At 71.9% G+C, this 13,707-nt stretch carries 8 protein-coding genes; 7 read left to right on the plus strand and 1 reads right to left on the minus strand.

All coding sequences use genetic code 11. The features are described from left to right. The 7 genes from ACZ4V6_RS02070 to ACZ4V6_RS02100 all read left to right on the plus strand — a co-directional run. The coding region (locus tag ACZ4V6_RS02070) for an Rne/Rng family ribonuclease (RefSeq protein ID WP_467821824.1) at positions 1-3,644 on the plus strand (3,644 nt) is incomplete at its 5' end. A gap of 261 nt (positions 3,645-3,905) precedes the next feature. Further along, positions 3,906-4,226: a 50S ribosomal protein L21 gene (gene rplU / locus ACZ4V6_RS02075; RefSeq protein WP_004931419.1), complete on the plus strand. Its 321-nt coding sequence runs from the start codon at positions 3,906-3,908 to the stop codon at positions 4,224-4,226. Between the two features lie 14 nt (positions 4,227-4,240). Continuing rightward, positions 4,241-4,495, plus strand: coding sequence for a 50S ribosomal protein L27 (gene rpmA / locus ACZ4V6_RS02080; RefSeq protein WP_003976205.1), 255 nt, complete (start codon positions 4,241-4,243; stop codon positions 4,493-4,495). Between the two features lie 103 nt (positions 4,496-4,598). After that, positions 4,599-6,035: a GTPase ObgE gene (gene obgE, locus ACZ4V6_RS02085; RefSeq protein WP_467821825.1), complete on the plus strand. Its 1,437-nt coding sequence runs from the start codon at positions 4,599-4,601 to the stop codon at positions 6,033-6,035. A 215-nt stretch (positions 6,036-6,250) separates the two neighbouring features. Continuing rightward, positions 6,251-8,050, plus strand: a complete 1,800-nt coding sequence (locus ACZ4V6_RS02090) for a stealth family protein (protein ID WP_467821826.1) — start codon at positions 6,251-6,253, stop codon at positions 8,048-8,050. Then, positions 8,047-9,036 (plus strand): hypothetical protein, encoded by a 990-nt coding sequence (locus ACZ4V6_RS02095; RefSeq protein WP_467821827.1) that lies wholly within the window; start codon positions 8,047-8,049, stop codon positions 9,034-9,036. The genes ACZ4V6_RS02090 and ACZ4V6_RS02095 overlap by 4 nt, the downstream gene beginning before the upstream one ends. Positions 9,037-9,042: 6 nt before the next feature. Next, a complete protein-coding gene (locus ACZ4V6_RS02100) occupies positions 9,043-11,871 on the plus strand; it encodes a stealth conserved region 3 domain-containing protein (protein ID WP_467821828.1) in 2,829 nt (942 codons plus the stop codon). A gap of 100 nt (positions 11,872-11,971) precedes the next feature. Here the strand turns inward: ACZ4V6_RS02100 and ACZ4V6_RS02105 are convergent, their stop codons facing one another. Continuing rightward, a complete protein-coding gene (locus tag ACZ4V6_RS02105; protein ID WP_467822221.1) occupies positions 11,972-13,627 on the minus strand; it encodes an FG-GAP repeat domain-containing protein in 1,656 nt (551 codons plus the stop codon). Positions 13,628-13,707: the final 80 nt, after the last annotated feature.

Here is a 13,707-nt window from a genome sequence, read left to right on the forward strand (position 1 = left end):
AGGCCGCTCCGCGGCGTACGCGCCGTCGGGCCACCCGGCGCGTGTCGGCCCCGGCCGGCGAGCCCGCGGGCGCCGAGCCGGCCGAGACCGCGACCGGGACCGGCACGGGTGAGACCGCCGCCCCCGAGGCCGCCCCGGCCGCCGCCGCGCCCGTCGAGGAGGCCGCCGAGAGCGCCGAGGAGGCCGCTCCGCGGCGTACGCGCCGTCGGGCCACCCGGCGCGTGTCGGCCCCGGCCGGCGAGCCCGCGGGCGCCGAGCCGGCCGAGACCGCGACCGAGGGCTCGGACGAGTCCGCGCAGGCCGCCGAGGCCGCCCCGGCGCCCGAGACCGCTCGGAGCGCCGAACCCTCCGAGACCGCCGCGCCCGTCGAGGAGGCCGCCCCGCGCCGCGCGCGTCGTCGGTCCGTCCGCAAGGCCGCCGGCGGGTTCGCCGAGCCCGCGCGGAGCGCCGGCGGGTCCGACGAGGCCGACGCCCCGAAGCGTCCGGCGCGTCCCGCCGTCGCCGTGTTCCAGGCACCCGTGTTCGCGGAGCCCAAGTTCCAGACGCCCGAGCGGGCCGCGGCGGAGGCCGCCGCCGAGGCCGCCGGGGCCGAGCAGGAGCAGGCGGCCCCCGAGACCGAGGCGACCGAGGAGTTCCCGGAGGAGACCGCCGGTTCGCGCCGCCGTCGCCGGCGCCGCACCGCGGGCCCGGAGGAGACCGCCGAGGACCGCACGCCCGCCCGCGCCGCCGCCGACGACGAGCCGGAGGCCGAGGCCGAGGCCGAGGTCGACGAGGCGGACGACGACCACGGTGACGACGCCGAGGGCTCCGAGGAGTACGGCTCGCGGCGCCGCCGTCGCCGGGGCGGCCGTCGCCGTCGCCGGGGCGACCTGGCCGAGGGCGCCGAGGAGTCCGCGGACGACGACACCGAGCACACCGCCGCCGAGCAGGCCGCCCAGGACGCCGAGGACACCGCCGAGCAGGTGGAGGAGGACGCCGAGGAGGGCGAGGACGCCACCGGCGAGAACGGCGGCTCCAGCAGCAGCCGCCGCCGCCGTCGGCGCCGCCGCCGCGCCGGGGACGCCTCCGGCGAGGCCGAGACGTCCGCCGACGACCCCGAGCGCACCGTCGTCAAGGTCCGCGAGCCGCGGCCGAAGGCGGAGCCGTCCGACGAGGTGCAGTCCATCAAGGGCTCCACCCGCCTGGAGGCCAAGAAGCAGCGCCGCCGCGAGGGCCGCGAGCAGGGCCGCCGGCGCGTGCCGATCATCACCGAGGCCGAGTTCCTGGCCCGCCGCGAGGCCGTCGAGCGCGTCATGGTCGTCCGCCAGCACGGCGAGCGCACGCAGATCGGCGTCCTGGAGGACGGGGTGCTCGTCGAGCACTACGTCAACAAGGAGCAGGCCACCTCGTACGTCGGCAACGTCTACCTCGGCAAGGTGCAGAACGTGCTGCCGTCGATGGAGGCCGCCTTCATCGACATCGGCAAGGGCCGCAACGCCGTCCTGTACGCAGGCGAGGTCAACTTCGAGGCGCTCGGCATGGGTCACGGCCCGCGCCGCATCGAGTCCGCCCTCAAGTCCGGCCAGTCCGTGCTCGTGCAGGTCACCAAGGACCCGATCGGTCACAAGGGCGCCCGCCTGACCAGCCAGGTCTCCCTCCCCGGCCGCTACCTGGTCTACGTGCCCGAGGGCTCGATGACCGGCATCAGCCGCAAGCTGCCCGACACCGAGCGGTCCCGGCTGAAGACCATCCTCAAGCGGATCGTCCCCGAGGACGCGGGCGTCATCGTGCGCACCGCCGCCGAGGGCGCCAGCGAGGACGAGCTGCGCCGCGACGTCGAGCGGCTCCAGGCGCAGTGGGAGGAAATCCAGAAGAAGGCCAAGAGCGGCAACGCCCCGACGCTGCTGTACGGCGAGCCGGACATGACCGTCCGGGTCGTGCGGGACATCTTCAACGAGGACTTCTCCAAGGTCGTCGTCAGCGGCGACGACGCCTGGCAGACCATCCACGGCTACGTGTCCCACGTGGCCCCGGACCTCGCCGAGCGGCTGTCCAGGTGGACCTCCGAGGTCGACGTCTTCGCCACGTACCGGATCGACGAGCAGCTCGCCAAGGCGCTGGACCGCAAGGTCTGGCTGCCCAGCGGCGGTTCGCTGGTGATCGACCGGACCGAGGCGATGGTCGTCGTCGACGTCAACACCGGCAAGTTCACCGGTCAGGGCGGCAACCTCGAGGAGACGGTCACCAGGAACAACCTGGAGGCGGCCGAGGAGATCGTGCGCCAGCTCAGGCTGCGCGACCTCGGCGGCATCATCGTCATCGACTTCATCGACATGGTGCTGGAGTCCAACCGGGACCTGGTGCTGCGGCGCCTGCTGGAGTGCCTGGGCCGGGACCGCACCAAGCACCAGGTCGCCGAGGTGACCTCGCTGGGCCTGGTCCAGATGACCCGCAAGCGGGTGGGCCAGGGCCTGCTGGAGTCGTTCTCGGAGACCTGCGTCCACTGCAACGGGCGCGGCGTCATCGTCCACCTGGACCAGCCGGCCTCCGCCGGCGGCGGCGGTGGCAAGCGCCGCAAGCGGGCGCGTGCGGGTGCCGGTGAGCACGAGCACGAGGCCGTCGCCGGCGTCGAGACGGGGCCGACGGCGGAGCAGGAGGCGGACACCGAGTCCGAGACCGAGGTCGCCGCGGAGGTGGCCGAGCCGGTCGCCCTGCCGGCGCCCGAGTTCATCCCGGACGAGGAGCTGTACAGCAGCGCCGCCGAGGCCGAGGCGGCCGCCACGCGCGGTCGTGGCCGGCGCCGGGCGAGCCGGCGGGCGTCCGCTCCGGCGGGGGCCCCGAAGGCGGCGAAGGACGGGGCCGCGCGCGGCGAGGTCCCGGCCCCGGCCGAGGCACCGACCGCGCAGGACGTCACGGCCGCGGAAGAGGCCGAGCGTCCGGTCGTGCGACAGCCGGCCGCCGAGGTGCTGGCCGAGCCCGCGGCCGTCGAGGACGCGGTCTCCGGGGCCCCGGCCCCGGACGCCGGGACCCCGGCCGCCGCCGAGACCCCGGCCCCGGCCGTGGAGGAGGCCGCGCCCAAGGGCCGCACGCGTCGTCGGGCCACCCGGAAGGTGTCCGCACCGGCCGGTTCCCCCGCGGGTGCCGAGGCGGCCGTGCTGACGGTCCCCGAGACCGCGCAGGCCGAACCGGCGCAGCAGGCGCCGGCGGTGGCCGAGGCACCGGCGGCCGAGGAGGCCCCGGAGGCCGCGACGCCCGCCGAGAGCGCCGCCCCGGCCCGTCCGCGCCGTCGGGCCGTGCGCAAGCCCACCACCTCGACCGCGCCCGAGGAGGCGGCCGTCGTGGTCGTCCCGTCGGCCTCGGCGGAGGCGGCGGCGGAGCCCGAGGCGGACGGGACCCCGGCCCCGGACGCGTCCGGCGACGAGGCCGCCCCGGCCAAGAAGGCGGCGGCCCGCAAGACGGCCAAGAAGGCGACGGCGAAGAAGGCCGCCACCAAGAAGACCGCGGCCAAGAAGACGACGACCGCGAAGAAGGCCACGGCCAAGAAGGCGGCGACGAAGACGACGACCGCCAAGAAGGCCACGGCCAAGAAGGCGGCGTCGAAGAAGACCGCGGCGGCCGAGCAGCAGGCGCCGTCCTCGGTCACGGCCGCCACCGACGAGGGCTGACCCGGTCCCTGTCGCACCATGTGTGGCCCTGCCCGCCCGGGCAGGGCCACACGCCTGTTCTCCCCAGGGCCCGGTTTGACCCCTGTCGCGAGGCCCCGTAATCTTGACCGTCGGCGTGTCGACTGACGCGTCACATCCCCGTAAACCTCTTCCTTCCGGGTGAGGCCGTCACCGGCCACGACCGGGAGAGGCCGCATCGGCGTGCTGCCGGGCGGCTGGACTGCGGGGGTGCCGTTCCCGAGCGTAGAGAGTGAGATCCGCGTGTACGCCATCGTGCGCAGCGGTGGTCGCCAGCACAAGGTTGCTGTCGGCGACATCGTTGAGGTTGACAAGATTTCCACCGCCAAGGTCGGCGACACGGTCGAGCTCTCGACCCTGCTCGTGGTCGACGGCGACGCTGTGACCAGCGACCCGTGGGTGCTGGCCGGCATCAAGGTCCAGGCCGAGGTCGTGGACCACCACAAGGGCCAGAAGATCGACATTCTGCGCTACAAGAACAAGACCGGCTACCGCCGTCGTCAGGGCCACCGCCAGCAGTACACGGCGATCAAGGTCACTGAGATCCCCGCGGCTGCGAAGTAAGGGACTGAGGAGAGATGGCACACAAGAAGGGCGCATCGTCCACCCGTAACGGTCGTGACTCCAACGCTCAGCGCCTCGGCGTGAAGCGCTTCGGTGGTCAGGCCGTCAACGCGGGCGAGATCCTGGTCCGCCAGCGCGGCACCCACTTCCACCCGGGTGCGGGCGTCGGCCGCGGCGGCGACGACACGCTGTTCGCGCTGCAGGCCGGTGCGGTGCAGTTCGGCACCCACCGTGGCCGCAAGGTCGTGAACATCGTTCCGGTCGCCTGATCGGAATCTTTCGCGAGGCGGACCTCACTTCCCGGACGGGAAGCGGGTCCGCCTTTCGCGTGTTACCCAAGAGACAACCCCGTAGTAACTGGAGGCACATCCCATGACCACCTTCGTGGACCGCGTCGAGCTGCACGTCGCCGCGGGTAACGGAGGCCACGGCTGTGCCTCCGTCCACCGTGAGAAGTTCAAGCCGCTCGGCGGCCCGGACGGCGGCAACGGCGGCCGTGGCGGCGACGTGATCCTCACCGTCGACCAGTCGGTGACCACGCTCCTCGACTACCACCACTCCCCGCACCGCAAGGCCACCAACGGCAAGCCCGGCGAGGGCGGCAACCGCTCCGGCAAGGACGGCCAGGACCTGATCCTGCCCGTGCCCGACGGCACCGTGGTCCTCGACAAGGCGGGCAACGTCCTCGCCGACCTGGTCGGCCACGGGACCTCCTACGTCGCCGCGCAGGGCGGCCGGGGCGGCCTCGGCAACGCGGCCCTCGCGTCCGCGCGCCGCAAGGCCCCCGGCTTCGCGCTGCTCGGCGAGCCCGGCGACCTCCAGGACATCCACCTGGAGCTGAAGACCGTCGCCGACGTGGCGCTGGTCGGCTACCCGAGCGCCGGCAAGTCCTCGCTGATCTCCGTGCTGAGCGCGGCGAAGCCGAAGATCGCGGACTACCCCTTCACGACACTCGTGCCGAACCTCGGCGTGGTGACGGCCGGCTCGACCGTCTACACCATCGCGGACGTCCCCGGCCTCATCCCCGGCGCCAGCCAGGGCAAGGGCCTCGGCCTGGAGTTCCTGCGGCACGTGGAGCGGTGCAGCGTGCTGGTGCACGTCCTGGACACGGCGACGCTGGAGTCCGACCGCGACCCGGTCTCCGACCTGGACATCATCGAGGCCGAGCTGCGCGAGTACGGCGGCCTGGACGACCGGCCCCGGATCGTCGTCCTCAACAAGATCGACGTGCCCGACGGCAAGGACCTCGCCGAGATGGTCCGCCCGGACCTGGAGGCGCGCGGCTACCGGGTCTTCGAGGTGTCGGCCGTGGCCCACATCGGGCTGAAGGAGCTGTCCTTCGCGCTGGCCGAGCTGGTGGCGAAGGCGCGTGCCGCCCGGCCGAAGGAGGAGGCCACGCGGATCGTCATCCGGCCCAAGGCCGTGGACGACGCGGGCTTCACCGTCACCCGCGAGGAGGACGGCCTGTTCCGCGTGCGCGGCGAGAAGCCCGAACGCTGGGTGCGCCAGACCGACTTCAACAACGACGAGGCCGTCGGCTACCTCGCCGACCGGCTCAACCGCCTCGGTGTCGAGGAGCAGCTGCTGAAGGCCGGCGCCCGCGGCGGCGACGGCGTGGCCATCGGCCCCGAGGACAACGCGGTCGTCTTCGACTGGGAGCCGTCGGTGACGGCCGGCGCCGAGATGCTCGGCCGCCGCGGCGAGGACCACCGCTTCGAGGCGCCGCGCCCCGCCGCCCAGCGGCGCCGGGACCGGGACGCCGAACGGGACGAGGTGGAGCGGGAGTTCAACGGCTTCGAGCCGTTCTGAGGGAAACGCGACGCAGACCGCGATCCCTCACTGTGGTGGCACCGTCGCCTAGGGTTCTGTCCCCTATATCACAGGTTTGACGGTTGCTAGGGTGGTGCGCGAAGGCGGATGCCAGATGAACGCGTTGCATACTTGGCCTGTCTGTATTCCGCCCGAGTCGTCATCAAGCGGAGCGTGCCGTTCTCGAGGCCGTTCCCGTCGGAGGAGCTCCCGCAGTGCGAAATCCTGAAGCACCCCGGTTGGTCGGTGTCTACCGTCGCGTAGTGCCGGTGGGTGCGCGACGAGTGATCGCCGAGCACGTGGACAGCGGCTTCCGTCAGCAGGTCAAGGAAGGCATCGCCGCCGCCGCGGCGGCGCGGGCCCAGATCAAGCGTGTGCGGGTCGCCCGCAGCCACCGGGAACTGCTGGCCCGCCACGACCGGCGGGTCGTCAGCGTGGGCAAGGCCCCGCGCATCGCTCACGTGGCGCCGGGGCTCACTCCGCTGGAGGCGCGGCGGGCCAACCTCGACGACGTGACCGCGGCGTTGCGGGATGCCGGCATCGACTACTTCTGCGTGTGCTCCGGATCGAACACCTCCGCGGCGGTGGCGGTCCGCGAAGACGACCGGGAGCGCGTGATCGCCGCACTGCGCCAGGCGTGTCGGGCCAGGCCCGGGTACGTGGTGCCCATACGCAAGGGCGAGCCTCTCGACGAGGCCGCCCTGCCCGCCTACGGAGCCGGGGCGTGGAAGCGGGTGTCCGGCTCCGCGGTCATCCGCTGCACCTGGTACCGCACCGATGAGACGGGCCGTCTGGTGTTCGGCCTGCGGTACGGCTGCGACGTGGAGTTCTGGAAGCAGGAAGGCACCGAGCTGCTCTCCCCCCGGCGCAACCCGGTCGCCGAGGCCGTCCCGGCCGACGAGGAGCCGACGGAGGCGGACGAGTCCCTCTTCACCGACCTGGCCCCGTTGCCCGCGTCGGAGAGTGCCGAGGACCCGGACGTCCAGGACGGCTCCGACGACGCCGCCGCCCCGGTGCGCGTGCGGACCCGCCCCGCCTTCGCCGCCGGAAGGGTCGAGCGCCGTACTTTCCCGATCGACGTGGTGTACACCTGGGTCGACGGCTCCGACCCCGAGTGGGTGCGTTCACGGGCGGAGTTCTCCGACCGGCCGTACCACGAGGAAGCGGCCAACGCGGCGCGTTACCTGAGCAGGGACGAACTGCGCTACTCCCTGCGCTCCCTGAACCTGTATGCGCCGTGGGTCCGCAACATCTACCTGGTGACCGCCGACCAGACTCCCGAGTGGCTGAACACGGACCACCCGCGGCTGAAGGTCGTCAGCCACAAGGAGATATTCAGCAACCCCGCCTCCCTGCCGACGTTCAACTCGCATGCGATCGAGAGCCAGCTGCACCACATCGACGGCCTCTCGGAGCACTTCCTCTACTTCAACGACGACGTGATGCTCGGCCGGGAGGTGCTGCCTCAGCAGTTCTTCCTCCCCAACGGCCTCGGCCAGTTCTACCTCTCTCCCGCGCTCATCCCGTTCGGTGACCCGAGCGACGACGACCCGCCGGTCGCGGCCGCCGGGAAGAACAACCGCCGGCTGATCGCCGAGCGCTTCGGCGGCACCATCTTCCGGAAGATGAAGCACGTGCCGCACGCCCTGCACCGCAGTGTGCTGGACGCGATCGAGACCGAGTTCGCCGACGAGCACCGGCGTACCGCGGCGAGCCGCTTCCGCAGCATCGGCGACATCTCGGTCACCTCGTCGCTGCACCACTACTACGCGTTCCACACCGGCCGTTCCTTCCCCGGCGAGGGGCTCGTCTACCGATACCTCGACGTCGGCAAGCCGGGCGCGGAGCGGGTGCTCGGCAGGCTGCTCGCCGAGCGTGAGGCCCATGTCTTCTGCTTGAACGACACGACGTCCACGGCGGCCGAACTCGCCCAGCAGCAAACCGTGATGACCCGCTTCCTGGACGAGTACTTCCCCTTTCCGAGCCCCTACGAGCGCGGTGCAGACAACCGATGAGACAACTTCCCACTCCCCACCAGGTCATGCGCAAGGGTTACGCCGTGGTGCGTTCGGCGCGGTCGCGACTGGACAGCCTGGTCCTCGTCCCGCCGAGCCCCGACGACTGGCCGCGCGTGACCGCGGAGCACCTGTCCGTGCTGGACGGCAGAACGCTCAACATCTGTGTCGCCGTGCCCGACGACGTCACCGCCGCGTCCGCGTCGCTGGTCCTGGGCCAGGGTTCTTCCCCGGTCGTCGTCCCGCTGACCCTGGCGCAGCGCAGCGACGGGCGCGTCGAGGCACAGGGCACCACCGTCATCGACCTGCTGGAGGGCGACAGCTCCGCCGGCCCGCTGATGCCCGGAGGGGTCCGCAGGTACCTGCTGGAGGCCGGTCAGTGGCGGATGTCCGTGGTCTTCACCGACATCCAGGGCCGGGAAAGCCGTTATGCGCTGGCCGCGGCCCCGAAGATGATGTCCGACGGTCCCACGCTCCCCGAATCCCTGCGGGACGACGGCACCTACTGCCGCATCATCGCGTCGAGCACCGGTCGTGCGTACGTCTCCCTGGGGAGGGACGGCGCCGACGCCGAGGTCTTGTCCGTCCACATCGGCTGGTCGGAGATCACGTTGCGCGGCCGGCTCGTCAACGCGCCGGCGGAGGCGTGCAACGGAGACCTGGAGCTGATCCGCAGGAACGGCAAGGTCAGCCGGAGCCTGCCGGCCACGTGGGAGGGGGACACCTTCACCTGCAGTGTGCAGATCACCGACTTCGGTGCTCTGAGCACCAAGGAACAGATCTGGGACGTGCGCCTGCGGCGGCCGCGCGGCAGGTCGCTGAAGCTGTGCCGGCGGCGGACCGACGTGCGCAGCCCCGGAGACGTCTTCCGGATGCCGCACCGACTGCTGACCTCGGACGACGGCACGGCACTGCGGATCAACCCCTACTACACGCCCATCGGCAGCCTGGCGTTCCGTGCTGCGCTTATCCCTTCTGGAAGTTGATAACAGATGAAGATCACCTTTCTCCTCACCTGGGGTGACGAGATGGGCGGCACGGAGCAGGCCGTCTACACCCAGGCGACCCATCTGGCTCCCCGGCACGACGTCGAGGTGCTGAGCGTCTTCAAGACGCGGGCCGAGCCGTTCTTCACCGTCGACGAGCGGGTGCCGGTGCGGTACCTGGTGGACCGCACCGGCAAGACCGAACGTCCGGTGCGCGAGAGCAGCCTCACCGCCGAAGACTGCCGGCACCTCGCCGGGCTGCCGAGCGAGCTGATCAGCCCGGTGTGGGAGGCGACCTTCGACGCGCTCTCCGACGCCGAGATGCAGCGCGCGCTGCGCACCCTCGACACCGACGTGCTCATCACCACCTCGCCCGCGCTGATGTCGGCCGCCGCCGATCTGGTGCCCTCCCGGGTGATCACCATTCAGCAGGAGCACCGGCCTTCGCAGCTGCGTGGCGGCACGGGTGAACCGCTGCTGCTCCGGGCCCCCGCCATCGACGCGGTCGTCGTGCTCACCGAGCGGACCAAGCAGTGGATGGAGGAGTCCCTCGGCAAGGCCGCTCCGCGCCTCGCGGCCATTCCGAACGCGATTCCCGAGGGCTTCCGTCCGCGTTCCAGCCTGACCGGCAAGACGATCGTGATGCCGCGCCGGCTCGTGCCCGACAAGCAGGTCGACCACGCCATCCAGGCGTTCGCCAAGGCACTGCCCGACCACCCCGGGTGGCGGCTGCGCATCTTCGGCGACGGCCCGCAGATGTTCCGCCTGCGCAATCTCATCCAGGGCCTGGGCCTGCACGACTCCGTGGAACTGCTCGGCCCGAGCCAGCACATGACCGAGGAGTGGGCCAGGGCCAGCCTGACCATCCTCCCGTCGCAGGACGGCGAGGCCTTCCCGCTGGTGCTGCTGGAGGCGTTCGCGGCCGGTGTCCCGGCGGTGGCGTACGACATCGTCACCGGCCCTGCGGAGATCATCCGGCACGGCGTGGACGGGCTGCTCGTGCCGCCCAACGACATCGACTCCCTGGCCGAGGCGATCTCGCGCCTCATGGGTGACGAGGAACTGCTGCGCTCCTTCGGCGAGAAGGCCTACGAGGGATCGTCGCGGTTCGCCGCCGAGGCGATCGTCAAGGAGTGGGAGGAGCTGTTCACCGAGCTGGTCTCCCGGCGGGACGACCCGCGACGGATGGCCGAGCGCGCCGACCGCATCGCCTACCGGGTGGCCCACGGCGGGGCGGGCCGTTTCCACGCCGCCGTCGCCGCGGACCGCACGGCCCCCTCCTCGGGCGACCAGCGTGCCCGGGAAGTGGTCATCGGCGCGTCCGACCGCTCCCTGGTCCGGGCCGGCGGCCGGCTGTCCGAGGTCCGCGACGACCTGCAGGGCTCGGAGATCATCCAGCGGAACTTCGAGACCGTCGTCGCCGCGCTGGAGGCGCACGGCATCCCGTACGTGCTGCTGCGCGACCGCGACGACAACCCCCGGCAGCGGCTGGCCGTCGACACGGTGGAGCAGGCGCGGGTCCGCAAGGCGCTCGCCGACCAGTACGAGGGCAAGGCGGTCTACGCGGAGCTCCTCAAGCCCCGCACCCACGCTCCGGGCGTGCTGCTCGCCGAGCGGCTCGAAGCGGCGGGCGAGGTGGCGGGTCTGCGGGTGTTCCGTCCCGTGGTGAGCTCCAGCCGCACCCTGCGCTTCGGCCCCGCGTACGGCTGTGACATCGAGTTCTGGCGCCGGGTGCCGGAAGAGGAGGGCGGGGACGGCCAGTTCGTCGCACCGCTCAGGCCGAGCGCCGTCGGCCCCAAGCTGCCGTCGCTGTCCGCCGACGCCCGGATACGCGTCCGGGACCGCGAGTACCCCACGCTCGAGCCGCTGACCAGGAAGCTGGTCAGCGACATCACCTTCCCCGTGGACGCCGTCTACACCTGGGTCGACGACTCCGACCCCCGCTGGCAGGAGCGCCGGGCCGAGCGGCGCGCCGGGCTCGGGCTGGCGCCGGAGGCGTCCGGCGACGAGGCCGCCCGGTTCCGCAACCGCGACGAGCTGCGCTACTCCCTGCGCTCGCTCGCGATGTTCGCTCCCTGGGTGCGCAAGGTCTACCTCGTCACCGACGACCAGACCCCCGAGTGGCTCGACACCGAGCACCCGGGCATCCAGGTCGTCTCGCACCGGGAGATCTTCTCCGACGCCGACTGCCTGCCCACGTTCAACTCCCACGCCATCGAGAGCCAGCTCCACCACATCGAGGGCCTGTCCGAGCAGTTCCTGTACCTGAACGACGACGTGTTCATCGGCCGGCCCATCGGCGCGCAGCGGTTCTTCCTGCCGAACGGGACGAGCCGGTTCTTCTGGTCGCCGACGACGGTGCCGATCGGTGAGCCGACCGAGGAGGACGAGGGTTACTTCGCCGCGGCGAAGAACAACCGGGCGCTGCTGGAGGAGAAGTTCGGTGTGACGGTGGCGAACAGCTTCGTGCACGCGCCGCACCCGCTGCGCAAGAGCGTGCTGGAGAGCATCGAGGCGGACTTCCCCGAGAGCGTGGCCCGCACGGCGGCCAACCCGCTGCGCGGCTGGCAGGACATCTCCATGGTGTCCTCGCTGCACCACCACTACGGCTACCTCACCGGAGCCGCGGTGCCCAGCAGCATCCGCTGCGCGTACATCGACGTGGGCCGCTACAGCCGCCACCCGGAGCTGACGCGGCTGCTGGCGATCCGCGGCCACGACGTGTTCTGCCTCGGCGAGTCCCGTGACGCGGAGGTGCCGGAGCAGGAGCAGGCCCGCATCGTCGACGCGTTCCTGAGGGCCTACTTCCCGGTGAAGAGCCCCTACGAGCGCTGACGCGGCGCCGCTCACGGCGGCCGCGGTGACGGAAAGGGGGGCTGCCGACACGGTCAGTGTCGGCAGCCCCCCTTTCTCATCGGTGGGCCCTCCCGCTACCTCAGTAGATGTCCCGGTAGGTGTTCCAGCCGGTGCCCACCTTCACGCGGGCCTTGAAGCGCCCGTTGGTGTAGGAGCTGTAGCGGAACAGCTCGCCCTTGGAGTTGGCCGCGAGCAGGTCGGCACGGCCGTCCCCGTCGATGTCGCCGGGCGAGATCAGCTTGTTGTACTGCTGCCAGCCGGCGCCCAGGTAGACCTTGCCGGCGAGCGGCGAGGTGCTGACGCCGGTCCCGCGGTAGAGGTACAGCTGGCCGGCCGGGGTCCGCGCGACGATGTCGGCACGGCCGTCCCCGGTGAAGTCCCCGGCGCCCACGATCTTGTTGTAGGCGTTCCAGCCCCCGCCCACCCTGAGCGGTGAGGACAGGGAGGCGCCGTGGCCCTTGCCGCGGAAGAGGAACAGGGTGCCGGACGTGTCCCGGGCGAGCAGGTCGCCCTTGCCGTCGTCGTTCAGGTCGCCCGGGCCGAGGAAGAGGTTGTACTTGCCCCATCCGGTGGCCAGGGATTCGTCGGCCGTACTGGCGTAGTTGTAGAGGACGCCGTTGTACAGCTCCAGAAGGTCCGCGTTCCCGTCGTTGTCGAGCGAGGACGCGTACCCGATGCGGGCACCGGCCCAGCCGCCCGTGTCGCTGACCTGGGAGCGCGAGGTCAGCAGGCCGTTGTTCCGCACGCCGTACCAGTACAGCGTGCCCTTCGCGTCCAGACCGAGCAGCGAGGCCTTGCCGAGGTGCGGGTGGGCCCCGCTGCCGGCGAAGAGATCGACGGGCTCGAAACCGGTGCCGGCCTGCTGCTTGGTGTCGAAGCCACCCCTGCCGTTCGCCCGGTAGTAGTACAGGGCGCCGGAAGGGGTGCGGCCGAGCAGGTCGCCGAGTCCGTCGCCGTCCCAGTCGTCCCCGGCGACGATCTGGTTGTAGGCGGTCCAGCCCTGGCCGATGTGCTGCCGGGGGGCGAGCGGGGAGGTGGTGCCGCCCCGGCCGGCGTAGAAGAACAGGTCGCCGGCAGGGGTGCGGCCGACGACGTCACCGATGCCGTCGCCGTTCATGTCCCCCATGCCGACCAACTGGTCGAACATGGACCAGCCGCCGCTGATCCGGACCCGCCCGCGGAGCGGGGAGGACACGTTGCCCGTGCCCGCGTACAGGTACAGGTCTCCGGCGTAGGTCCGCGCGAGCAGGTCGGGCCTGCCGTCTCCGGTCACGTCCCCGGGCGCGATGACCTTGTTGTAGATCTGCCAGCCCGTGCCGCTCCAGGTGGCGTAGCCCGTGTTGTCCACGCCCCAGCTCTGGAACAGGGAGAGGGTGCCCGTCTGCGACAGCGTGAAGACCTCCGGGCCTCCTTCGCCGTCGACGTCGCCGGGCGTGATGATGTCCTTCTGCTTCTCCTCGTAGTCGTTGACGTTGATGGCGTACGGGGTGAACTCGCCCGTCGTGGTGCGCCAGACGTACGTGGCGCCGTCCTGCAGCCGCATCAGCATGTCGGTGTAGCCGTCACCGTCCACGTCGAAGCGGGCCGCGGGGGCCGCGGCGACGAGCGCCCGCGGCGCCTGCCGCTTCGCCTTCGGCGTGACACGGTCCAGCCGCGGCAGTTCGGACTTGGGTACCGTCACGTCGATGTCCGGCGACGGCTTGTCGGCGGCGACGGCCGGAGTGCCGAGCAGCATGCCCGCGGCCACCGCGAGGGCGGTGCAGCCGAGCAGGCGGGAACGCCGTGCTCTCTTGGCGGTACGCGAAATGGACAAGG

This window comes from Streptomyces sp. NPDC029152, from assembly GCF_055564355.1.

What these genes read in the sequence shown, in the direction of transcription:
- rpmA (WP_003976205.1), top strand. Translation starts at nt 4,241, where the DNA reads ATGGCACACAAGAAGGGCGCATCGTCCACCCGTAACGGTCGTGACTCC.
- obgE (WP_467821825.1), top strand. Translation starts at nt 4,599, where the DNA reads ATGACCACCTTCGTGGACCGCGTCGAGCTGCACGTCGCCGCGGGTAAC.
- ACZ4V6_RS02095 (WP_467821827.1), top strand. Translation starts at nt 8,047, where the DNA reads ATGAGACAACTTCCCACTCCCCACCAGGTCATGCGCAAGGGTTACGCC.
- ACZ4V6_RS02100 (WP_467821828.1), top strand. Translation starts at nt 9,043, where the DNA reads ATGAAGATCACCTTTCTCCTCACCTGGGGTGACGAGATGGGCGGCACG.
- ACZ4V6_RS02105 (WP_467822221.1), bottom strand. Translation starts at nt 13,627, where the DNA reads ATGCTGCTCGGCACTCCGGCCGTCGCCGCCGACAAGCCGTCGCCGGAC.